This window comes from Roseovarius sp. EL26 (assembly GCF_900327775.1).
Lineage (GTDB): Bacteria > Pseudomonadota > Alphaproteobacteria > Rhodobacterales > Rhodobacteraceae > Roseovarius.
The window spans coordinates 360,192-380,758 of sequence record NZ_OUMZ01000006.1 but is presented as its reverse complement, the minus strand read 5'-3'; the positions used below and the strand labels follow the sequence as shown (position 1 = coordinate 380,758).

Sequence of the window (20,567 nt, the reverse complement as noted above, 5' to 3'; positions counted from 1 at the left end):
ATCCTTTCCCTTACATGTCAATGCGGGTAGAACTATGATATGACATGGAACATTCCTAATATACTGACCACAATACGCCTACTCGCTGCCCCCGGTGTAGCAGTGATGTTTTTATATTTTAACCGTCCCTATGCTGACTGGTTTGCTCTGGTTCTGTTCGTTAGTGCCGCCATAACCGACTGGTTCGATGGCTACCTCGCACGTGCGTGGAAACAAACCACCAAACTGGGTGCGATGCTCGATCCTATTGCTGACAAAGCTATGGTCGTGATCGCGTTAATGGTCATCGTTGGGTACTCTAGCATGTCGCCTTGGTTGGTTCTTCCCGCCACAGTGATCCTGTTTCGCGAGGTTTTTGTGTCAGGTTTGCGCGAATATCTTGGTGATACGGCGGGGACACTAAAGGTCACAAAGCTGGCCAAGTGGAAAACCACCACACAGATGATAGCAATTGCCGTACTGTTTGCTCAAGGCGTGTTTGAGCACTACTTCGGCATGTCCAGCTTTGGCATGGATGATGCATTAATCATCGACGTCCTTGCAGGCGCTGAAGAAGATGTGAATGGCCTTCGCTGGAAAGTAACTGGTATGGTCTGGGCGGGCTATGCTGGCCTGTGGCTGCTGTGGCTTGCAGCCGCGCTGACATTCATAACCGGGATCGATTATTTCAACAAAGCGACCCCTCATCTGAAGGATGGCGAATGATGGACGTACTCTATTTTGCCTGGGTGCGCGAACGGATCGGACACCCCAAAGATCGGATTGAAACCGCAGCTCAAACCGTGCGGGATCTGGTGAATGAGCTGAGCGCAAAGGAAGAGCGCTATGCCGTAGCGTTTTCCGACCTAAGCGCCCTGCGAGTTGCTGTCGATCAGGAGCTGACAGATTTTGATGCGCCCCTTTCAGGCGCACGCGAAGTCGCCTTTTTCCCCCCAATGACTGGCGGTTAAGCCATGGATATCCGGGTACAAGATGCGGCTTTTGATCTTGGAGAAGAGGTCAATCAATTCACAAACCGACAAAACGGTATGGGTGCGGTTGTAACCTTTACTGGAATTGTTCGCGACCTTTGCACCGGTGATCTGGATGTGATGGAAATTGAGCACTACCCCGGAATGACCGAAAAAGCGCTGGAAACGATCGCGCACGAAGCACTTGAGCGCTGGAACCTTGGCGATGTCTTGGTCATCCACCGCCATGGCCCCCTGAAGCCTGCAGATCACATCATGATGGTCGCCACCTCTTCCCCACACCGGGCCGATGCCTTTCAAGCAGCAGAATATCTGATGGATTTTCTGAAATCTCGCGCTCCATTTTGGAAAAAAGAAGTCACCGGAAAAAACGCCGATTGGGTAGCTGCCAAGGACGACGATGAACAGGCCCTCTCACGTTGGTAGTTTCCATACGACTGCAAGCTGTAGTTGGAACAAATATCCGGCTTGCAACTCTTCTGAACTGGCTGCACCGACGCGTATCAAGAAATATAAGATCGCCTCAATAGTTTCCCAATTCGCTCACAATCTCGCTCTAGAATTCCTTACTACTGCGAACATTCGTAAGCATTTTTACAGAATGGGTCATTCAAAATAAGAAGGCGACATCAACGATGGTAAAATCGTTTCTGGGTAAAATTCATGGCAAATTGGTTTTCAATCGCCGTGTCAGAGTACTAATTAGACGACTTGGCGCGCTGATTCCCAGCCAAAGTGAATTGCTAGATGTCGGTACCGGTGACGGTCAGATCGCAAAAGCCATTGGCGAGCAGCAAAACGATACACGTGTGCGCGGCATCGATATCATGCTACGTGAAACCACGCACATTCCTGTGGATGTCTTCGATGGAAAAGTCATCCCAGTTGAGAACAAGGGCGTCGATGTCGTTACTTTTGTAGATGTGCTCCATCACACAGATGATCCCAGCATTCTGATTCATGAGGCAAGCCGTACCTGTCGAAAGGCAGTAGTTATCAAAGACCATTTGAGCGAAAACTGGTTTGATCACTTAACTTTACGACTTATGGATTGGGCTGGAAACGCACCACATGGCGTAGTCTTACCCTATAACTACGCATCTCGGGCACAATGGTACAGCTGGTTCAAATCTGCAGGTCTCAAAATTGATGTTTTTCAGACCGATGTGAAGCTTTATCCTTTCCCTCTAAATCTTGTTTTTGGACGCAAGCTACACTTTGTCGCTCGTCTTAGTCCCGATGACTGAAAATAACGAGACGGCCAACGAGAAAGCTCATCCCGGCGGCAAGCACGACAGTCACCCCAATGACAAGCGTATCCATGCGGATGTCGTAGGTAACATATCGTGTCGTCACCAAAGAGACTAAACTGACGCTACCGATCTGCGTTGCCGCGTATAACAAGAATGCATTCTTGCGTAATGTTTTGGCCCTGAATGAAAAGTGTTTTTGCGCCAAAAATGCTGGGGGTATACAAAGCGAGAATAAAACAACATTTGTCCAAAATGGCGGTGCAATGGCCAAATTGATCACCATCGCAGACAAAACAGAAAACAAAGCGCTAAAACTCACTCCGACAAATGCGAAGCGCAATAAGGTGACACACTCTGCCTTCGCTTTTTCTGCTCGTATCATGGGTTTTCAACCTATGTGGAAACGACGAAAAATAGAAGGTAAATGTTAGCAGATCAAGACTGATCTCAATTTGGTAACGGGTCTCTTTTTCGGGAAAATTTCAAAAAATAGCTAACATTACATTGCTTGGCACCAAGGGTAGCGATGGACAGGCCTTGGTCAGGATTTAGCGGGCACCGGCACTCATTTTAATACACCCTTGATGGTATCATATACTTATAGCACGTCTAATAAGGTTAGAATTTGGAAGATCGCCTCCCATATTATATACATTGTATGATCGATTTCAGGTCCCGATTACTGACTGCAATCTCGCCCAGCCCAAAATATAACCCCGCCAAAATAAGACGGGGTTTGTCGAGTGTTTGAAATGGCCCCATCCCATAGGGGCCACTTAATTTTATGAATCGCAGGTCAGGAAACAGGTTGCTTGCGGGAACGACGTCCCAAAGCACCCAATCCGCCAATACCAGCCAATAGCATCCATGCAGCCGCTGGTAGCGGAACAGTTGTTACATCGACAGTCGTATTGAAGTTGTCGAATGCAATTCCGATATGGCGCGTACCGCCTGCTGTGGTGCCTACAATTTCAATCCGATCAAACAGACTTCCAAGATTGCTGAAACCAATACTATAGGCCAAGCGGTCTCCGGTTCCGGGATCCCCAGAATTGACGGCAATTGAACCAACTTCTAGCGCACCAAAGAATGCCTTGAAGGTAAATTCTTCTGTATTGGACCCAGTTCCATCAATATCGGCAACATCAAAGGACGCCGCAGAAACGGCTGTACCATATGAAATGCTCATTGCTGTTGTCGTTCCAAAGTCAGACGTCAGAAAGTAATCGCCAAAGACACCAACAGGTAGGGGGTTGTCATTGGGTACGAAACCATCTGCTGGACCACCAGTCTTTACCGCAAATAGTCCATTAGCGCTGGAAAAGGTCACGTCAGCGCCCGCATATGCTTCATCATTTCCTAGACTAACCGAGTTGCCGACATAGCCTTCGCTCTCAAAGTTCAATGTTGCAGCCGCAGCTGGAAGGGCAAGCATCGTCGCAACCCCAGCCAAAATAAAGGATCTTCTTATACTCATTATTCTTACTCCAAATGGTAACTTAATTATCGTCGAATTACGGCAACAACGCTTAGTCGCACCGGGTTTTATTCTTAAAAATATCGCAAATTCTCCAATAATTGTCAAATTAGCGTCCATAATATGTCTAAATTAAGGCGCGGGAATATACACACGAATAATCCACAGTCAACCCAAAGTTGCCAAATGAATATCATCACGATTGGATCTATAATACTTAAAATAGGTACCGGCTTCTCTACATAACAAGCCGATACCTGTGCCAATAATCATTTGTGAAACAAATGATTAGGCGATTCTTATGCAGGTAGTGATCCGTCCAGTACATAACGCAGGATTTCAACGACCTGCTGCGGTGTGCGGGCCATCGCCAAAGCAGCAGCATCGACCTCTTTGAGGGCGTGATCATGCTCTGGTGGTTGCAGAATGATCAGCGACTTGCCCAAAGCGCTGGCATATCCCGCATCAAAGGCCGCGTTCCATTGCTTATATTTGTCGCCAAAACGTACGACGACAACATCTGCATCAGCAATGCCTTTACGGGTTCGAATCGCATTGACCATCGCGCCCTTGTGGTCATGCCAGTACTTGTTGTCTTCGGCACCCAGAATATTCACACCACAATCATCACTAGCCGCGTGATCGGTGACAGGGGCAGAAAAACTCACATCGAGCCCCTTGGCCCCTTCGATGATCTGCTCGCGCCAATCAGTATGGATTTCACCGGAAAGATAGATTTTCATGTATGGCCCTCACTCGCGGCTCGTTAATGGCAGACCAACTCATCAACCTAGCGTTGAAAAATCTAGTGCGCCATGCTATGATCGAAGTATTCATTTCACATATTATATGAGAGTTCTATGAAAAAAATAATATTATCAATGGCTTTAGTCATAGGTCTTTCTGCTTGCAACCTCAACATTTTCGCTCCTCGTGTAGACCCTTCAATTGCTAAAGATTTGGACAAGTCAGTACAGTCACTAGTAGAGATCAGCGCATGCATTGAGCTGGGTGGTTGCGACGGAAAAAGCAATTTCAGCAAAGCTGAAAAAACCTATGTCACAGCACTTTCAAGCGCGCAAAATGCAAAACTGAAAGCCGAGCAGGTCAATTCGGACAATAAGAATGCACAGGAAGCAGCCGAGCTGTTTCAGGCCGAAGTCGCAGAATGTGAAACATCAATAAAACGCATGCACGACGCCCATAAGCAGTTCCCATCATTGCAGGGAGCCGGGCTTGTTCAACCAACCATCATTACGTGCTCGCTCGCAAGGGATGCCGCCAAAGCTTTGTAATTTAAGAGGACAAAATGCCAGAATTATCAGAACTTAAAACTTTTTCGGCCGATACAATAAAAGATCTTTCTTCCGCAATAAGAGGTGATCTTATTGAAATGTTTGATGAATGGTGGACGACCAACAGAACCTCTATGAAAGGTTATATTAAATCTCTTGCTCGTTCCGTCACTGAAACTCAACGGAATCTTGCCAGCGGAAAAATCAGCGACGAATTAGCTGATATTGCGCTCCAAGCGCAAAAAGCTGCACTACGGCAATTCGTGAGGCACACCAAATTGATGACACTGGTCTTATTGCAGCAGGTGGTAAACACGATATTCCGCCGAATTGGCTGGCTCATTTTCAACAAAACAGGTGTGAACTTCTTTCCTGAGTTGGTCAGCACATAACGCCAAATTATGACCGAGCCCTTCGGTCATAGGTTCTATGCACCAATTTTTGCAATTGGCTGCGTGTATCTATGACTCTGATGCTCTGTAAAATCACAAATATCAGCGTCGCGGTCAGAGTACGCGATTCATGAACACTTTGTTGTCCCTGGCTCCGGTTTTGCTCCAGCCCAGATGTTCATACAGACGAACATTGTCCGACATCGCCGCATGGGTCACCAAGGTAATGCTATGGCAATTCGCTGCTTTGCTCGCCGCAATCGCAGTGTCAATCAACCGCCCGCCAATCCCGCGCCCGCCGTACTCAGGGTGCACCGCAATGTTTGCCAATTTGGAAGACCCTTCTGAAATCATCAGGATCAGCCCGCCGACAATTTCCCCAGCATCATCAGCCACCCAGACATGATGGTCACGGATGTCTTCGGCAATACCTTCAGATACCGGTGGCAGATCGATCCCTTGCTGAGCGTAACCTACGTAGGCAAGATCAATACAGATCACGAGACCAACCGTATCGTCGGTCTCCGCCTTCCGTATGATGATGCCCAATCGATTACCCCCGCAGCACCCCGCCGGTGGCTTTGGCCACCTTTTCGATGATCTTGGCACTGACGGCTTCGATATCTTTGTCTTTCAGCGTCGCATCGGTTGGCTGCAAACGCACAGTGACGGCCAAAGACTTCTTGTCGTCACCCAACGCGCCTCCGATAAATTCGTCAAACACGCGCACATCATCGATCAGCGCCTTATCGGCACCAGCTGCGGCATTGACCAATGTCAGTGCATCAACACCGGCATCAACAACAAAGGCAAAGTCACGTTCAACTGCCTGTAGATCGCTGACCTTCAGCGCACCCCGATTGGCATTCGCATTACGAGGCAACGGAATTTCCGCAGGCCACAGGGTAAAACCAACAACAGGTCCTTTGACATTCATCTCTGCCAATACCTTGGGGTGTAATTCGCCAAAGACGCCCAGCACCTTTTTGGGACCCAGGCAGATCTTGCCATGACGCCCCGGATGCCACCAGGCGTCCGCGCCGCGCATGATTTGCACCTTAGTCGGCGCACCCAGCGCGGATAAAACCGCTTCGGCATCCGCCTTAGCATCATACAGATCAACCATTCGCGCAGAGCCATGCACATCTTTGGGCCCTGTACGCCCAACCAAAATACCGCTGACTTGCAAATGCTGCTCACCCGGCTCACCACCGTGGAACGCATGGCCCGCCTCAAACAGCGCCATGTCCATTACACCGCGCGCCTGATTGCGGGCTGCTGCCTGCAACAAACCTGGCAACAAAGCAGGGCGCATATGGCTCATCTCGCTGCTGATCGGGTTCGCCAACATGGTCGCGTCATCACCACCGCCAAACAACGTGGCACTGGCACGGTCGATAAAGCTGTAGGTGACACATTCATTATAACCCAGCGTCGCGGTAGTGCGACGGGCAATCTGCTCGCGCTTTTGCGCCACTGACAGGATCTGCTTGGGCACGCCCGCACTGGTACGCGGCATCGGCTTGCCGACCAACTTGGTCAGGGATGCAATGCGTGCCACCTCTTCAACCAAGTCCGCCTCGCCCTGAACATCCGGGCGCCAGCTTGGCACCTGCGCCAAGTTACCTTCCAACTTGAAACCAAGCGCTGTCAAAGTCTGGCGTTGCTCAGATTCCGGGATCTCCATACCGACCAGCGACTGCACCCGCGCAGGGTCCAGCTTGTAGGCGCGGCTGACATCAGGCACCTCACCGGCAACCACCAAATTGGACGCCTCGCCACCGCACAGATCCAAGATCATCTGTGTCGCCAGATCATGGCCTTCCATGTTGAACGCCGGGTCAACGCCCCGTTCAAACCGGTAGCGTGCATCGGAATTGATCTTCAACGCCCGGCCCGTGGTAGCAATCTGCACATGATCCCACAGTGCAGCCTCAAGGAAAACAGTTGTGGTCTCTTCGGTACACCCGGTGGCCTCGCCGCCCATGATGCCGCCAATGCTTTCAACACCTTCATCGTCCGAAATCACCACCTGACCGGCGCTAAAGGTGTAATCTTTCTCATCCAGCGCCTTTAGGGTTTCACCGCCCTGCGCGCGATGCACACGCAAATCACCTTTGACCTTGTCCACATCAAAGACGTGCAAAGGACGGTTGCGGTCATAGGTCAGGAAATTGGTGATATCGACCAGCGCCGAAATAGGCCGCAACCCAATCGCCTTGAGCCGCTGTTGTAGCCACTCGGGACTTGGTCCGTTTTTCACACCGCGGATCACACGACCGGCGAAAACAAAACAACCACCCTCACGGGTATCGTAATCAATAGTCACGTTGATCGGGCACGGGAATTGCCCTTCGATGTGAGCCGTTGGAGCCGGTCTCATTGTACCAATGCCACGCGCCGCCAGATCCAGCGCAATTCCCCGCACACCCAGCGCATCCGGGCGGTTCGGCGTAATGGCAATCTCGATCATTGTATCTACTTTGGCCGGGTCATTTTCCGCTAACCAGTCAATAAAGCGATCACCCACTTCGCCCGAAGGCAGTTCGATGATGCCGTCATGCTCCTCCGACAGTTCCATCTCGCGCTCGGAACACATCATGCCATAGCTCTCGATGCCACGGATCTTGCCCACGCCAATGGTGGTGTCGATACCCGGAACGTAAACGCCCGGCTTGGCAATCACTACGGTGATGCCTTCGCGTGCATTCGGCGCGCCACAAATGATTTGCGTCTCGCCGTCATCCGTTTGCACCTGACAGATCCGCAAACGGTCCGCATCCGGGTGTGGCTCGGCCTTGACCACTTTGCCAATGGTAAACTCTGACAACCGCGCTGCCGGGTTCGAAATCTCTTCGACCTCCAGCCCCAGATCAGTCAGGGTTTCGGCAATTTCGTCCACCGATGCGGTGGTCTCAAGGTGGTCTTTTAGCCAGGAAATCGTGAATTTCATCTGCGCGGGTCCGATGGTTATCTTGGGTTCCCTGCGCTTTAACGGATCTGGCCCTGCGGGGAAAGCCCGCATTGCATCATTTGTCGGCCCGCTCCGCCCTCAAGAGCGCCTGCAATCCCACCCGGTAATTGGGATACAGCAGCTGCACGCCCAACTCGTCCTTGATCCGATCGTTGCGCACGCGTTTTGATTCTGCATAGAAACTGCGCGCCATCGGGGTCATCTCGGCCTCTTCAAACCGCTCGGACAGAGGCAGGGGCAGGCCGAGCAACTCCGCCGCATAGCCAATCACATCCTCCGGCGGGGCTGGGTCATCATCACAGACATTATAGATACCCCCCGGATTGGGTTTGGTGATAGAGGCTGCCAAAATTTGCGCGATATCCTCAACATGGGTGCGGCTGAACACCTGATTGTCCTTGATGATCCGCCGCGCCGTGCCCGCACGTACCTTAGAAAAGGGCCCGCGCCCGGGGCCGTAAATCCCGGCCAGCCGGAAAATATGCAACGGCAAACCCTCAATCGCCTGCCATGCCGCCTCGGCCTCTACCCGCATTTGTCCCCGTTTGGTCGAGGGCGAGAGCGCGGTATCTTCATCAACCCAGCCGCCCTGATGATCGCCATAAACGCCGGTCGTCGACAGATATCCGGCCCATTCCAATTGCGGCGCCAAAGCCCGAATCTGACCCTCACAAGCACGCAACACCGGATCCCCATCCGCATCTGGCCCGGCAGACACCAGCAGATGCGTGGCCTCTGCAAATATCGGGGTTAAATCCGACCCCGGCCAAATCACAGCTTCAACACCTTCGGCCCGCAACGCCTCGGCCTTTTCTGCCTTGCGTGTCGTGCCAATCACCCGCCAGCCCTGCGGCAGCAACAGCCGCGCCAAAGCCTGCGCCGAATATCCGTGTCCAAATGAAAGAAGTGTCTTTGTCATGCCCCAAATATGCGTGGCGCATCCCAAAAGACAAGTATTTCATCTGACCAAAAATATCTCGGGGTGAATTGGCCAACGGCCAAGAGGGGCAGCGCCCCTTACCTCACAACGGCCGCGACGCCACCCAAGCATAGCCATTTTCACATAAAACATAGACCTCGCGCAGCCCGTGCGGCTTATCCGTCGGCGGTTGCAGAATATGTCCGCCCAAGCTTTCCGCCTTTACGGCCACCTCATCAGGATCACTTTCATAAAGCCGGAACTCCGCCCCTGCTCCCCGCGCTCCAGCCTCGGGCAACAATCCCAGCAACGGATTTGCACCATAGGTCTGATCACCGTGCAACTGCATCACCTGCCCCGCATAGGCCAAAATCGCGAAATCCCGGCTGACTTGATACGCGCTCATTCCAAACAACTCGGTCAGAAAAGCCACCTGTTTTTCCACATCCCGGACCAGAATGTTCAACCCCATTCCGCGCAGCGATGCGCCAAATTTATCCGCTTCAACCGTTTCAAAATCCATTAGCTCGTCCTTAAATCCCGGGCTTCAGCTTGATCACCACCGCCACCCATGTCAACGTAAAGACAAGAGCAGCGGCGCGGATATAATATGAAACAAATCAATCAGGCCCTTGGCATCCATTCCCCGACCAGCCCGGCCCCAAAAGAGTTCACCGACCCTAAGGCCGCTGTGGACCATCTGATCGCACTTTATGCTTCTGCTTCTGAGTTTCTCTGCTCTGCTTTTTCCAAGGCCCTGTCTGATGGTGCACCAACACAACGCATCCGCGCCTTTTATCCTGAGATCAGCATCACCACGACCAGCTATGCCCAGATCGACAGCCGCCTCAGCTTTGGCCACGTATCCGAGCCCGGCACCTATGCCACCACCATCACCCAACCCTATCTGTTTCGCTACTACCTCAAGCAGCAGCTCGGCCTTTTGATGCACAATCATAATGTCCCGGTTTGCATTCAGGTGTCCGAAACCCCGATCCCTGTGCATTTTGCTGTCGCCAATAACCCCGCCCTTGTTGTCCCGCACGAAGGCGCGGCCACATTCACCCTGCGAGACTATTTCGATGTGCCGGACCTGAGCACCACCAACGACGACATTGTCAACGGCACACGACAACCAGACGCAAACGGAACGGCACCGCTGGCTCCCTTTACCGCACAGCGTATCGATTACTCACTCGCCCGGCTCGCACATTATACTGCAACCAACCCCAAGCATTTCCAGAACCACGTTCTCTTTACCAACTACCAGTTCTATGTTTCCGAATTCGAGAGCTACGCCCGTCGCATGCTTGCTGATCCCAACAGTGGTTACACATCGTTTGTCAGTAGCGGCAACGTCGAAATCACACAGGCCGATGCTGACATAGCCACGCCGCAGCAGCTTCCACAAATGCCTAGCTATCACCTTAAAAAATCAGATGGCTCTGGCATCACACTGGTTAATATCGGCGTCGGCCCATCAAATGCCAAAACCGCCACAGATCATATCGCCGTCTTACGCCCTCATGCCTGGCTGATGGTGGGCCATTGCGCAGGGCTGCGCAATTCGCAACGCTTGGGCGATTTTGTCCTGGCTCACGCTTATCTGCGCGAGGATGCCGTGCTGGATGCAGATCTGCCCGCCTGGGTTCCGATCCCCGCGCTTGCCGAAATTCAGATTGCACTGGAACAGGCCGTCGCCTCAGAAACCCAACTTGAGGGCTTTGAGCTCAAGCGCGTGATGCGCACCGGCACGGTGGCCAGTTTCGACAATCGCAATTGGGAATTACGCGAACACACCGGCCCGGTTCAACGCCTCAGCCAATCACGCGCGATTGCATTGGATATGGAAAGCGCCACGATCGCTGCGAATGGCTTTCGGTTTCGTGTGCCGTATGGCACTTTGCTTTGTGTTAGTGATAAGCCCCTGCACGGAGAGCTCAAGCTGCCAGGCATGGCCAGTGATTTCTACAAATCACAAGTCGAACAGCATTTAATGATTGGGATTCGGGCTATGGAAAACCTGTCCAAAATGCCGCTTGAACGCATCCATAGTCGCAAATTACGTAGTTTTGACGAAACAGCGTTCCTATAACTAGGCGTAAATCAGCACAAAATGCACGAAAACCCCTTGCTTTTCGACACTATTCGTTGTGTTTGATTACTATATACAGTTAGATTGCGCCCATATAACCCTAATCGGGCAGTTATAAGGAGACCTTAAATGGCGAAACCAATGACCAAAACCCAGCTCGTAGCAGCTTTGGCTGAAGAACTGGACAGCGACAAGAAATCCGCGAGCGGCGCGCTGGATGCAATCATTTCCGTGATCACACGCGAAGTTTCCGGCGGCGGTGCCGTCACTCTGCCAGGTGTTGGCAAAATCTATTGCCGCGAGCGCCCAGAGCGCATGGTGCGCAACCCTGCCACTGGCGAGCAAATGAAAAAAGACGCAGACAAAGTGGTCAAAATGACCATCGCGAAAGCTCTGAAAGACAGCGTTAACGCCTGATCTTTCCGATCGAAAAGAATTCAAAAGGGTCGCCTTCGGGCGGCCCTTTTCAGTTGATGATCACGCTAGCGCGTGAATGTCTCGCCCGGCCTCAAGGCGATCACCGAATGCATCCCGGCGGAATCGCCCAACCCACAAGCTGCAATCATTGCGCGCGAAGCCATATTATCTGCTGCGACATGCTCTGTGACCGCAGTCCAGTTAAACCGCGCTGCACTCTCAATCAACGCCAGGGCATTGATCAGCTTCCCCAGACCACGCCCCCGACATGTCTCATCAACTGACACCATCCCCGCAAACACATGCCCCGCCAGCCGTCCCTGCGCGTGATACCGATCCGCGACAGAAGCGGTGGCCACTACCACCCCTTGGTGATCACGAATGCAACTGGTCAAAACCGGCACCGCCTCGGACCGCATATAATAGGCCGGATAGGGCGCGACACCGGTTTTCAAATTCAGATTCTGAACCTCAACAATCATCATATTTGGCGGCTCCACATGGTGCTCCACGCGCCACCCATCCGGCAACAGCACGTCGCGCTGCACGGTTTCACAGGCTTTCAGAACCCGGTCGCGTTCCCCCAGATAGGCCAGCCATTTTGGGGTCTCCCAGTCGGGGCCAAGATATTGCCGAATTTGCGCAACCATGTCGTCGGCCTGTACCACTGGAAACCCGATGATCCTGTATTGATCCGCAATCTCGCGCACGTGCTCCCAACCCGTCACTTCTGGGTTCAGAAAGTGCAGGGTTCTCCCGCCATTGCTTAGCTCGGGCGTATTTGCAATCACCGACTGCAAATTCCGCAAATGTTTTTGCAAGGCAACTGCCTGTTCCGTACCGATAAACTCTGCCATCACCGCGCTCTGCATTTGCTGAAATTGGGCCCACTTCCACTCTTGCACGTGCCGCGCATTTAGGAAACTGTCACGGCAACGCAAGGCAGGGGGCAGCCAGTGGATATTCGCGCATTACTCATGGGGCTGGCCTTTGCCGTGATGTGGTCCAGCGCCTTCACCTCGGCCCGCATCATTGTCGCCGCCGCACCACCCGTATCAGCATTAGCCTTGCGGTATCTGATCTCTGGCCTGATCGGCGTGCTGATCGCCCGCGCCATGGGTCAGACTTGGAAATTGACCCCGGCACAATGGCGCGCCACCATCATTTTCGGCATCTGCCAAAACGCGCTCTATCTTGGGCTCAATTTTGTCGCCATGCAAACGGTCGAAGCCTCACTGGCCGCCATCATCGCCTCGACCATGCCCTTGTTGGTGGGCCTCGCCAGCTGGATCTTTTTCAAGGAAAAAATCGGCAAAATGGGCATGTTTGGCCTGATCGCCGGTGTCGTTGGCGTGGCCATCATCATGGGCGCACGGCTTCAGGGTGGTGTTGATCTCTATGGCCTGAGCCTTTGTATCATTGGCGTGATCGCCCTCAGCTTTGCCACCATGATGGTGCGCGGGGCGACGGCGGGTGGAAACTTCATGATGATTGTTGGCCTGCAAATGCTGGCTGGCTGCGCTGTGCTTAGTGTTGTTGCGGTCACCACTGAAACTCTCGTGATCGACTGGAGCTGGCAGCTGATCGTCGCATTCGCCTACACCACCATTGTCCCTGGCCTGATGGCGACGCTGGTCTGGTTTTACCTAGTCAATCGCATCGGCGCCGTACGCGCAGCAACATTCCACTTTCTCAACCCTTTCCTTGGCGTCGCCATCGCAGCGGCAATTCTTGGCGAACAGCTGGGAATGCGTGAAATCATTGGGGTCGCCGTCATCACCGTCGGCATTTTGGCGGTGCAACTGTCCAAGCAAGACCGGCCAAGTTAGTCGCGGGCTTTACAAAATCCCGGCTCTCGTCTTTCCTGCGTCGGATGAAAAACAGGGCGAATACATGAGCATCAAATTCATTTCCCATGAGGAGGGAGAGGCCAATCTGGATTGGATTGGCCTGTGTGATGCGATAGAGGCCGGGCACAAATTGCCCAAGGCCGAGATTGACGACACCCTTCTCTATCGCGGGTCCGATACCTTGCTCAGCCGCTCTGCCTGGATTGATGGCATGGGTGTGGCAGTCAAATCGGCCACGGTTTTTGCCGACAATCCCAAAGCGGGCAAACCTCTGATCCATGGCACCGTCAGCCTATTTTCTGATACTGATGGGATCCCCGAAGCGTTCATCGACTTCCACCTTGTCACAAAATGGAAAACCGCCGGCGACAGCCTGCTCGCTGCGCGCAAGCTCGCCCGCAAAGACAGCCGGAACATACTGATCGTCGGGGCTGGCGAAGTGGCGGGCAACCTGTTTCAGGCCTACAGCGCGGGCTTCCCCGATGCGAATTTCACCATCTGGAACCGCACCCATGCAAATGCCGCAATTCTCGCCGCCGATTGCCCCGGCATGACTGTGGCCGATGATCTGGAAACCGCCGTCAAAGCCGCCGGCATCATCACCTCGGCCACAATGGTCACCGACCCGATCCTCAAAGGCGAGTGGTTCCAACCCGGTCAACATATTGACCTGATCGGTGCTTACCGCCCAGACATGCGCGAAGCTGACGATACCGCCCTGACCCGTAGCCGTGTCTTTGTCGACAGTTACGACACCACGGTTAACCACATCGGCGAGCTAAAAACACCGCTTGAAGCGGGAGTAATCCAGCGCAACGACTTACAAGGCGACTACTACGAGATGGACCAGTTCAAACGCACAAGCGACGATGAAATCACCCTGTTCAAAAACGGCGGCGGTGCCCATCTGGATCTGATGACCAGCCGTTACATCCTAGACGCTTGGCAGGCCGCACAATGATCTGGGGTCTGGTTCTTATCGCTGCCATCATCATCTGGCCTTTCGCCCGCGAGACCCTGCGCCCGCGTATGAACGAAAAACACCGCCAAGATGCCCCTGGTCAATTCACCAATCTCTCCCGTGGCACGGTGCACTATCAGTGGCTCGGCGCAGACAAAGGCCCAGTCCTTGTCTGCGTCCATGGGCTGACCACGCCATCTTTTGTCTTTGGGCCTATAGCCAAAGGGCTGGGAAAGCTGGGCTATCGCGTGTTGGTCTATGATCACTATGGCCGCGGATATTCCGACCGGCCCAAGGGCATCCAAACCAGTCATTTTTTCGCCGAAACCCTGCATGAGCTGCTCGCTGATCAGGGCATCGACACCCCATTTACACTGCTTGGCTACTCGATGGGCGGCGGCATCGTCACAGCCTTTTCCGCGCGTTTCCCCGAACGGATCAAACAGCTGATCCTGCTGGCGCCTATCGGTATGGGTCACGATCTGGGGCCGATTGTCAGAATGGCCAGCAACTACGAATACTTCGGCCGCTGGATGCTAACCGTGATGTATCCGCGCATGTTGCGCCGCGGGGCCGAGGCGGAACGTGGCCTGCAGGGTGACATCGAAGGTGTCGTCGATCTGCAGATTAACGAGATGAAATACAACGGCTTTGTCCCCGCCGTCCTCAATAGCCTGCGCGGCATCTGCGATGAGGATCGCGAGGAGGACCACAAGACCATGCACGCCGCCAACATCCCAGTGCTCGCCATCTGGGGAGAAACCGATGACATCATCCCCGTCTCTGGCGCTGAGATGCTGAGCGATTGGAACCCCGACGCATTGCACAAAATTATCGAAGGCGCTGATCACACGCTGGCCTATACCGCAACGCAAGCTGTGGTCGATGCGATCCCTAAGGCTGACTAAGCACTACGCACCTGCAACCGCTCTTCGCGCACCGGCAAATGTACAATCGCACTGAAGGCCCCAACCGCGACACCAATCCACCAGACAGCGGTGTAATCGCCATAAAGGTCATACATCCGCCCGCCCAGCCAGACCCCCATAAAGCTGCCCAATTGGTGCGAGAAAAAGATGATGCCAAACAGCGTGCCCATATAGCGCAACCCATAAATATGCGCGACCAACCCGCTGGTTAGCGGCACCGTTGCCAACCACAAAGACCCCATTCCAGCTGAAAACAGCAAAACTGTCATCGGGGTCATCGGGGTCATTATAAAGGCGATGCACACGATTGTCCTAAGCGTATAGATTCCCGCCAGCAGGTACTTCCTTTGATAGCGATTGCCCAACCATCCAGCGGCCAATGTCCCAATGATGTTCCCCAACCCAATGAGCGAAATCGCAATCGCCCCAAGCGCCGAGGTGGTGGTGATCCCGATCCCATGGAGCAGGCTACCCGCTAAAATTGGGCCGCAAACCTCGGTCACAAATGCGGGGAAATGCGCGGTGATAAAGCCAAGCTGATACCCACAGGAAAAGAACCCAATGAAAATTAGTGTATAAGATGGGTCGCGAAAGGCGCGTCGCAAAATCTGACCCAAACTTTCCTCAAGCTCGGCCTTGCTTGCGTCATTCGCAGGTGTCCGCATCATCGGCAGAACCAACAGCGTGGTTAGAATAACACCGGCAAAGCCGATGAACACCATCTGCCAGCTCATGATGCCCAGCAGATATTCCGCAATCGGTGGTCCAAAGATTTGCCCACCCGATCCCGCAGCAGTGACAATCGCCAACGACATCGACCGGTTCTCGTCTGAACTGGCGCGACCGACCACGGCCAGAATGACCCCAAGCCCGGTCCCAGCGATGCCGAAGCCAACGATGATCTCAAACATCTGATGGGCTTCGGGTGTGACGGCAAAAGACGACAACAATAAACCCAGCGCATAGGTAAACGCCCCAATCACGATGGCCTTGCGATCCCCGATCTTTTCAGCGATGGCACCAAAAATCGGCTGCCCAACCCCCCAGGCCAGATTCTGAATCGCGATGGCGAGCGAAAATTCTGACCGCAACCAGCCAAATTCTTCGGCAATCGGAATCTGAAACACACCAAAAGACGCCCGGATCGCAAATGAAATCAGGATGATAATACAACCCCCAAGCAGAACCGGGGTAAACAAAGCGGTGGTGGCGCGCATGATGGTGTTCCTTATCCGTGCACCATATCGGGCGGGCGCCGCAGGTCAATTCAGGCTTTTTGATCCATGTCATTCTATTTCCTGATGTCCCAAAAGAATTGTCAGACATATTCCTGCTTTTCTCAGCGCATATCGCAGGTTATGCCTTATGTATGGGTGTATTAACCAAAGCATATGAAGATCTTGTCGCCACGGGCGAGTTGACCCGTGACCCCGCGCAAGAGGCAACCCTGCCAGAATTTGACCGGATCGGCGAAGCATTAGCTGAACCTGTCAAAAAGGGCTGGTTTCGCAAAGCCCCTGAGGCGCCCAAAGGCCTTTACCTTTGGGGTGGTGTTGGGCGCGGAAAATCCATGTTGATGGATCTTTTTGTCGATGTCATCGAAGCCCCGGCCCGGCGCGTCCATTTCCATGCCTTCATGCAGGAAATCCACGTCGGCATGCACAAAGCCCGCGAACAAGGTGTTGAGGATGCGCTTGCCCCAGTGGCTGCCGAAGTTGCAAATTCAGTACGCCTGCTGGCCTTTGACGAGATGCAGATCACCGACATCACCGATGCGATGATCGTCGGACGGTTGTTCGAGGCGCTGTTTGCTGCTGGCGTCACCGTCATCACCACCTCAAATCGGGTGCCGGACGATCTTTACAAAGACGGCCTCAACCGCCAACTCTTTCTGCCTTTCATTGACCACATCAAGGATCGCTTGGTTGTCCACGAAATGGTCAGCCCCACGGATTACCGCCAGACAAAAATGGCCGGCAGCCCCAGCTATTTCACCCCCATTGATGAGGAAAGCCGCGCCGCCATTCGCGAAGTTTGGACCAGCCTCACAGGCGGCAAAGCCAAACCCCTCAAGCTGATCGTCAACAAACGCGAGGTCGAAATTCCCCGCTTTCACAACGGCGTCGCCCGCGCCAAATTTCACCGCCTCTGCGGTAAAATGCTGGGGCCCGCCGACTATCTGGCGTTGGCCGAAGCGGTGCGCGTCTTGATCATCGAAGAAATCCCTGAACTTGGCCGCAGCAACTTTAACGAGGCGAAGCGCTTTGTCACCCTGATCGACGCGCTTTATGAGGCCCGCGTCAAACTGATCTGCTCTGCCGCCGCCCGCCCCGAACTGCTTTATATCGAAGGCGAAGGCACTTTTGAATTTGAACGCACCGCCAGCCGGATCAGGGAAATGCAATCCGAAGACTGGGGGCAGTAAAGTGACCCACCCCGACAGATATGACTATATCATCGTCGGGGCCGGATCTGCGGGCTGCGTTCTTGCCAACAAACTCGGTGCTGACACCTCTAAATCCATTCTGGTGATAGAGGCCGGTCCCATGGACCGCGATCTGCTAATCCATATCCCTGCTGGCGTCTACAAGGCTTGGCGTGACCCAAAACTCAACTGGAATTACGTGACCGAGGCTGAAGCCGACCTGCATGATCGCCATGTTGACATGCCGCGCGGCAAGGTGGTTGGCGGATCATCCTCGATCAACTCCATGGTCTACATGCGTGGCCATCCTTTGGATTATGACGCATGGGCCGATCACTTCGGCCTGACCGATTGGCGCTATGAAAACTGCCTGCCCTATTTCCGTGCCGGGGAAACCTATGCCAAAGGCGGTGATACCTATCGCGGTGACAGTGGTCCTTTGGGCGTGCACCCCGGCGATTTTGAGAACCCGCTTTATGATGCCTTTTTGGAGGCGGGCGAACAGGCCGGACAAGGTCGCTCAGACGACCTGAATGGCTTCAACCCCGAAGGTGTCGCCCGGTTTGATGCCACCAAACGCCACGGCCGCCGCTGCAGTGCCGCCGTCGCCCACCTGCGCCCGGCCCTGAAACGCGGCAACGTCACCCTGATGACACGGACCATGGTCAAACGCCTTATCTTTGATGGTACTCGCACCACCGGCTTGATCTGTGACTTTGGCGGGAAAGAACTGCACCTGACAGCCGATCAAGAGGTGATCCTGTCTGGCGGCGCAATCAACACGCCGCAACTGCTGATGTTGTCGGGCATCGGCCCAGCCGATCACCTAATCGATCACGGGATCACCCCGCTGATCAACCTGCCCGTTGGCCAAAACCTGCAGGATCATGCCAGCATCATTCTGCAATACGAAAGCATGCAAAACTACCCGATTCACCGGGTCGACCGCCCTTGGAACAAGGCCCGAGCCGGCCTGCAATGGGTCTTTACCCGCAAAGGCATCGCCGCGTCGAACATATGGGAGGCGGGCGGCCTGATCCGGGGCAATGAAACGGTGCAGTACCCCAATATACAGTATCACTTTGGCCCAATTGGTTTCGAATACCAGAACGGCAACATTCAACTTCGACAAGCCTTTGCCATTCATGTTGACCAACTCCGCCCCCGCAGCCGGGGGCAAATCCGTCTCGCCTCGGCCAATCCATCCGATAAGCCTTTGATGACCTTCAACTACCTGCAAGACCCCTTTGATCTGCAGGAACTTGTCGAAGGCGTGCAAAAAACCCGCGAACTGGTTGCACAAAACGCCTTTGATGGGCTGCGCGGCAAAGAAATCGACCCCGGCCCCGAGGTGCAAACCACCATCGACATTGAAACCTGGATCCGCAATGCCACCGTCACCGATTTCCACCCCTGCGGCACCTGCCGGATGGGCCATGGTGAAGACAGCGTTGTCGATGATCAATTCCGGGTCAAAGGCACGCAAAATCTACGCGTGGTCGATGCCTCGGTCATGCCCCGCGTCATCAGCGCTAACTTGAATGCCCCCACCCAAATGATCGCCGCCCGCGCCGCTGATTACATCGCCGGCCGCCCACAGCTTGGCCCGATCAAAGCCCCCTTCGCGTTTCAAAACTAACGATAGGCCGACGGCGGCTGCCCAAACTGTGCCCGGTAAACCTTGGAAAAATGCGACGAGCTGGCAAACCCCGTCGCCAATGCAATCTCGGTCAATGAAAGCGGCGAATTTCGAAGCAAGTTTTGCGCCTTATCCAGACGCAACTCGCGATAATACCGCATGCAGGATTGGCTCATTTTGTCATGAAACAACCGATTAAGCTGCCGCGGGGATAACCCGGCCATCTGCGCCAATCGGTCAAGAGTTACGGGATCAGCAATATTAGCCTCCATCGCCTCAACCGCGTCCAGAATGGCAGGGCTGTTTGATCCGACACGCTCGACCAACCCAGCGCGCTGCGGTCCAGCCGAAGGGCGGATTTCGGTGTGCATGAACCAGTCGCTGACCCGGCGGGCAAATCCCGGCCCGTGATGCTGGGTGATCAACGCATGCATCAGATCCATTGGCGCGGTTCCCCCCGCACAGGTCAAACGATCGCGGTCAATCACATACAGTGTCCGTTCCAACAGAAGATAAGGCGAGATTTCTGCCAAAGCCTCAGCATGTTCCCAATGCACCGTCATCCGCCGCCCGCCCATCAAGCCGGCCTGCGCCAAAATGATCGGCCCACCAGACACGCCACCCAAAATCACCCCTTTGCGCGCCATTCGCGCAAGCCAAGTGGTTACCGCCTTATTGTCATAAGCCGTCGGATCCCCACCCGCGACGACAAACAGATAATCCAGCTCAATATCGTCACCGACATGCGCCTGTGGTATCACAACCGCCGCGCCAGAGCTTTGCTGTAAGGATACATCTTCACCGATATTCACGACATCATAAAGCGTCTGGCCCGCCAGCAAATTCGCCGCCCGCATCGGATCAGCCAGGCTGGCATAGGCCAGAATCGCGAATCCATCGATTGGCAGAATGCCAATGCGCCGTCTGTGGCTGGTTTTTTCCGTCTCAATGTCCATTTTAGACAAAATAA

23 protein-coding genes are annotated in these 20,567 nt (G+C 53.8%); 13 read left to right on the top strand and 10 right to left on the bottom strand.

Annotation, left to right across the window (positions count from 1 at the left end; translation table 11 throughout):
* Nucleotides 1–39 precede the first annotated feature (39 nt).
* The 4 genes from pgsA (at nucleotide 40) to D9A02_RS06690 (ending at nucleotide 2,218) form a co-directional block, all read left to right on the top strand.
* A complete protein-coding gene (pgsA, locus tag D9A02_RS06705; RefSeq protein ID WP_120500205.1) occupies nucleotides 40–705 on the top strand; it encodes a CDP-diacylglycerol--glycerol-3-phosphate 3-phosphatidyltransferase in 666 nt (221 codons plus the stop codon).
* Nucleotides 705–950 (top strand): molybdopterin converting factor subunit 1, encoded by a 246-nt coding sequence (moaD, locus tag D9A02_RS06700; RefSeq protein WP_120500204.1) that lies wholly within the window; start codon nucleotides 705–707, stop codon nucleotides 948–950. The genes pgsA and moaD overlap by 1 nt, the downstream gene beginning before the upstream one ends.
* 3 nt (nucleotides 951–953) lie before the next feature.
* Nucleotides 954–1,397, top strand: coding sequence for a molybdenum cofactor biosynthesis protein MoaE (locus D9A02_RS06695; protein WP_120500203.1), 444 nt, complete (start codon nucleotides 954–956; stop codon nucleotides 1,395–1,397).
* Between the two features lie 209 nt (nucleotides 1,398–1,606).
* The gene (locus D9A02_RS06690; protein WP_120500202.1) at nucleotides 1,607–2,218 is read left to right on the top strand and encodes a methyltransferase domain-containing protein; all 612 of its coding nucleotides are present in this window, start codon (nucleotides 1,607–1,609) and stop codon (nucleotides 2,216–2,218) included.
* Here D9A02_RS06690 and D9A02_RS06685 read toward each other — a convergent pair.
* From D9A02_RS06685 to D9A02_RS06675, 3 genes are all read right to left on the bottom strand, one after another.
* Nucleotides 2,202–2,606: a hypothetical protein gene (locus D9A02_RS06685; RefSeq protein WP_120500201.1), complete on the bottom strand. Its 405-nt coding sequence runs from the start codon at nucleotides 2,604–2,606 to the stop codon at nucleotides 2,202–2,204. The two genes, D9A02_RS06690 and D9A02_RS06685, sit on opposite strands and share 17 nt — an antisense overlap.
* A gap of 414 nt (nucleotides 2,607–3,020) precedes the next feature.
* Complete coding sequence (locus D9A02_RS19425; RefSeq protein ID WP_254054570.1) at nucleotides 3,021–3,809, bottom strand: VPLPA-CTERM sorting domain-containing protein; 789 nt, start codon at nucleotides 3,807–3,809, stop codon at nucleotides 3,021–3,023.
* A 191-nt stretch (nucleotides 3,810–4,000) separates the two neighbouring features.
* The gene (locus D9A02_RS06675) at nucleotides 4,001–4,444 is read right to left on the bottom strand and encodes a YtoQ family protein (RefSeq protein ID WP_120500200.1); all 444 of its coding nucleotides are present in this window, start codon (nucleotides 4,442–4,444) and stop codon (nucleotides 4,001–4,003) included.
* Between the two features lie 117 nt (nucleotides 4,445–4,561).
* Between D9A02_RS06675 and D9A02_RS06670 the strand changes: the two genes are divergently transcribed.
* Together D9A02_RS06670 and D9A02_RS06665 are read left to right on the top strand one after the other, a co-directional pair.
* Entirely contained in the window at nucleotides 4,562–4,996 is a 435-nt protein-coding gene (locus D9A02_RS06670) for a hypothetical protein (RefSeq protein WP_120500199.1), read from the top strand.
* A gap of 14 nt (nucleotides 4,997–5,010) precedes the next feature.
* Nucleotides 5,011–5,388 carry a hypothetical protein gene (locus tag D9A02_RS06665; protein WP_120500198.1) on the top strand — a complete coding sequence of 126 codons (378 nt, stop codon included), beginning with the start codon at nucleotides 5,011–5,013 and terminating at the stop codon, nucleotides 5,386–5,388.
* A 114-nt stretch (nucleotides 5,389–5,502) separates the two neighbouring features.
* Here the strand turns inward: D9A02_RS06665 and D9A02_RS06660 are convergent, their stop codons facing one another.
* From D9A02_RS06660 to D9A02_RS06645, 4 genes are all read right to left on the bottom strand, one after another.
* Nucleotides 5,503–5,937, bottom strand: a complete 435-nt coding sequence (locus D9A02_RS06660) for a GNAT family N-acetyltransferase (protein WP_162932981.1) — start codon at nucleotides 5,935–5,937, stop codon at nucleotides 5,503–5,505.
* A 4-nt stretch (nucleotides 5,938–5,941) separates the two neighbouring features.
* The gene (gene pheT, locus D9A02_RS06655) at nucleotides 5,942–8,341 is read right to left on the bottom strand and encodes a phenylalanine--tRNA ligase subunit beta (RefSeq protein ID WP_120500427.1); all 2,400 of its coding nucleotides are present in this window, start codon (nucleotides 8,339–8,341) and stop codon (nucleotides 5,942–5,944) included.
* A 76-nt stretch (nucleotides 8,342–8,417) separates the two neighbouring features.
* Nucleotides 8,418–9,281 carry an SDR family oxidoreductase gene (locus tag D9A02_RS06650; protein ID WP_120500196.1) on the bottom strand — a complete coding sequence of 288 codons (864 nt, stop codon included), beginning with the start codon at nucleotides 9,279–9,281 and terminating at the stop codon, nucleotides 8,418–8,420.
* A 103-nt stretch (nucleotides 9,282–9,384) separates the two neighbouring features.
* Nucleotides 9,385–9,804, bottom strand: a complete 420-nt coding sequence (locus D9A02_RS06645; RefSeq protein WP_120500195.1) for a VOC family protein — start codon at nucleotides 9,802–9,804, stop codon at nucleotides 9,385–9,387.
* An 87-nt stretch (nucleotides 9,805–9,891) separates the two neighbouring features.
* Here D9A02_RS06645 and D9A02_RS06640 point away from each other — a divergent pair, with 87 nt between their 5' ends.
* Entirely contained in the window at nucleotides 9,892–11,376 is a 1,485-nt protein-coding gene (locus tag D9A02_RS06640) for an AMP nucleosidase (protein ID WP_120500194.1), read from the top strand.
* Between the two features lie 129 nt (nucleotides 11,377–11,505).
* A complete protein-coding gene (locus tag D9A02_RS06635) occupies nucleotides 11,506–11,793 on the top strand; it encodes an HU family DNA-binding protein (protein ID WP_120500193.1) in 288 nt (95 codons plus the stop codon).
* A gap of 65 nt (nucleotides 11,794–11,858) precedes the next feature.
* On the opposite strand, the gene D9A02_RS06630 is transcribed toward D9A02_RS06635, so the two are convergent.
* The gene (locus tag D9A02_RS06630) at nucleotides 11,859–12,650 is read right to left on the bottom strand and encodes a GNAT family N-acetyltransferase (RefSeq protein ID WP_162932980.1); all 792 of its coding nucleotides are present in this window, start codon (nucleotides 12,648–12,650) and stop codon (nucleotides 11,859–11,861) included.
* Between the two features lie 99 nt (nucleotides 12,651–12,749).
* On the opposite strand from D9A02_RS06630, the gene D9A02_RS06625 reads away from it, so the two are divergent.
* The 3 genes from D9A02_RS06625 to D9A02_RS06615 all read left to right on the top strand — a co-directional run bounded on the left by D9A02_RS06625 (nucleotide 12,750) and on the right by D9A02_RS06615 (nucleotide 15,512).
* Nucleotides 12,750–13,622, top strand: coding sequence for a DMT family transporter (locus D9A02_RS06625; RefSeq protein WP_120500191.1), 873 nt, complete (start codon nucleotides 12,750–12,752; stop codon nucleotides 13,620–13,622).
* Between the two features lie 64 nt (nucleotides 13,623–13,686).
* Nucleotides 13,687–14,604: an ornithine cyclodeaminase family protein gene (locus D9A02_RS06620; protein WP_120500190.1), complete on the top strand. Its 918-nt coding sequence runs from the start codon at nucleotides 13,687–13,689 to the stop codon at nucleotides 14,602–14,604.
* Entirely contained in the window at nucleotides 14,601–15,512 is a 912-nt protein-coding gene (locus D9A02_RS06615; protein WP_120500189.1) for an alpha/beta fold hydrolase, read from the top strand. Before D9A02_RS06620 ends, D9A02_RS06615 begins: the two co-directional genes overlap by 4 nt.
* Here D9A02_RS06615 and D9A02_RS06610 read toward each other — a convergent pair.
* Entirely contained in the window at nucleotides 15,509–16,750 is a 1,242-nt protein-coding gene (locus tag D9A02_RS06610) for an MFS transporter (protein WP_120500188.1), read from the bottom strand. The two genes, D9A02_RS06615 and D9A02_RS06610, sit on opposite strands and share 4 nt — an antisense overlap.
* Before the next feature lie 152 nt (nucleotides 16,751–16,902).
* On the opposite strand from D9A02_RS06610, the gene zapE reads away from it, so the two are divergent.
* Both zapE and D9A02_RS06600 read left to right on the top strand, forming a co-directional pair.
* Nucleotides 16,903–17,958: a cell division protein ZapE gene (gene zapE, locus D9A02_RS06605; protein WP_120500426.1), complete on the top strand. Its 1,056-nt coding sequence runs from the start codon at nucleotides 16,903–16,905 to the stop codon at nucleotides 17,956–17,958.
* Between the two features lies 1 nt (nucleotide 17,959).
* Nucleotides 17,960–19,597: a GMC family oxidoreductase gene (locus D9A02_RS06600; protein ID WP_120500187.1), complete on the top strand. Its 1,638-nt coding sequence runs from the start codon at nucleotides 17,960–17,962 to the stop codon at nucleotides 19,595–19,597.
* Here the strand turns inward: D9A02_RS06600 and D9A02_RS06595 are convergent.
* Nucleotides 19,594–20,553 (bottom strand): GlxA family transcriptional regulator, encoded by a 960-nt coding sequence (locus D9A02_RS06595; RefSeq protein ID WP_120500425.1) that lies wholly within the window; start codon nucleotides 20,551–20,553, stop codon nucleotides 19,594–19,596. The two genes, D9A02_RS06600 and D9A02_RS06595, sit on opposite strands and share 4 nt — an antisense overlap.
* Between the last annotated feature and the right edge of the window lie 14 nt (nucleotides 20,554–20,567).

Bases quoted from the DNA above. Each gene is read 5' to 3' on its own strand.
- pgsA (WP_120500205.1), top strand. From the start codon at position 40: ATGACATGGAACATTCCTAATATACTGACCACAATACGCCTACTCGCT.
- moaD (WP_120500204.1), top strand. From the start codon at position 705: ATGGACGTACTCTATTTTGCCTGGGTGCGCGAACGGATCGGACACCCC.
- D9A02_RS06695 (WP_120500203.1), top strand. From the start codon at position 954: ATGGATATCCGGGTACAAGATGCGGCTTTTGATCTTGGAGAAGAGGTC.
- D9A02_RS06690 (WP_120500202.1), top strand. From the start codon at position 1,607: ATGGTAAAATCGTTTCTGGGTAAAATTCATGGCAAATTGGTTTTCAAT.
- D9A02_RS06685 (WP_120500201.1), bottom strand. From the start codon at position 2,606: ATGATACGAGCAGAAAAAGCGAAGGCAGAGTGTGTCACCTTATTGCGC.
- D9A02_RS06675 (WP_120500200.1), bottom strand. From the start codon at position 4,444: ATGAAAATCTATCTTTCCGGTGAAATCCATACTGATTGGCGCGAGCAG.
- D9A02_RS06670 (WP_120500199.1), top strand. From the start codon at position 4,562: ATGAAAAAAATAATATTATCAATGGCTTTAGTCATAGGTCTTTCTGCT.
- D9A02_RS06665 (WP_120500198.1), top strand. From the start codon at position 5,011: ATGCCAGAATTATCAGAACTTAAAACTTTTTCGGCCGATACAATAAAA.
- pheT (WP_120500427.1), bottom strand. From the start codon at position 8,341: ATGAAATTCACGATTTCCTGGCTAAAAGACCACCTTGAGACCACCGCA.
- D9A02_RS06650 (WP_120500196.1), bottom strand. From the start codon at position 9,281: ATGACAAAGACACTTCTTTCATTTGGACACGGATATTCGGCGCAGGCT.
- D9A02_RS06645 (WP_120500195.1), bottom strand. From the start codon at position 9,804: ATGGATTTTGAAACGGTTGAAGCGGATAAATTTGGCGCATCGCTGCGC.
- D9A02_RS06640 (WP_120500194.1), top strand. From the start codon at position 9,892: ATGAAACAAATCAATCAGGCCCTTGGCATCCATTCCCCGACCAGCCCG.
- D9A02_RS06635 (WP_120500193.1), top strand. From the start codon at position 11,506: ATGGCGAAACCAATGACCAAAACCCAGCTCGTAGCAGCTTTGGCTGAA.
- D9A02_RS06630 (WP_162932980.1), bottom strand. From the start codon at position 12,650: ATGGCAGAGTTTATCGGTACGGAACAGGCAGTTGCCTTGCAAAAACAT.
- D9A02_RS06620 (WP_120500190.1), top strand. From the start codon at position 13,687: ATGAGCATCAAATTCATTTCCCATGAGGAGGGAGAGGCCAATCTGGAT.
- D9A02_RS06615 (WP_120500189.1), top strand. From the start codon at position 14,601: ATGATCTGGGGTCTGGTTCTTATCGCTGCCATCATCATCTGGCCTTTC.
- D9A02_RS06610 (WP_120500188.1), bottom strand. From the start codon at position 16,750: ATGCGCGCCACCACCGCTTTGTTTACCCCGGTTCTGCTTGGGGGTTGT.
- zapE (WP_120500426.1), top strand. From the start codon at position 16,903: ATGGGTGTATTAACCAAAGCATATGAAGATCTTGTCGCCACGGGCGAG.
- D9A02_RS06595 (WP_120500425.1), bottom strand. From the start codon at position 20,553: ATGGACATTGAGACGGAAAAAACCAGCCACAGACGGCGCATTGGCATT.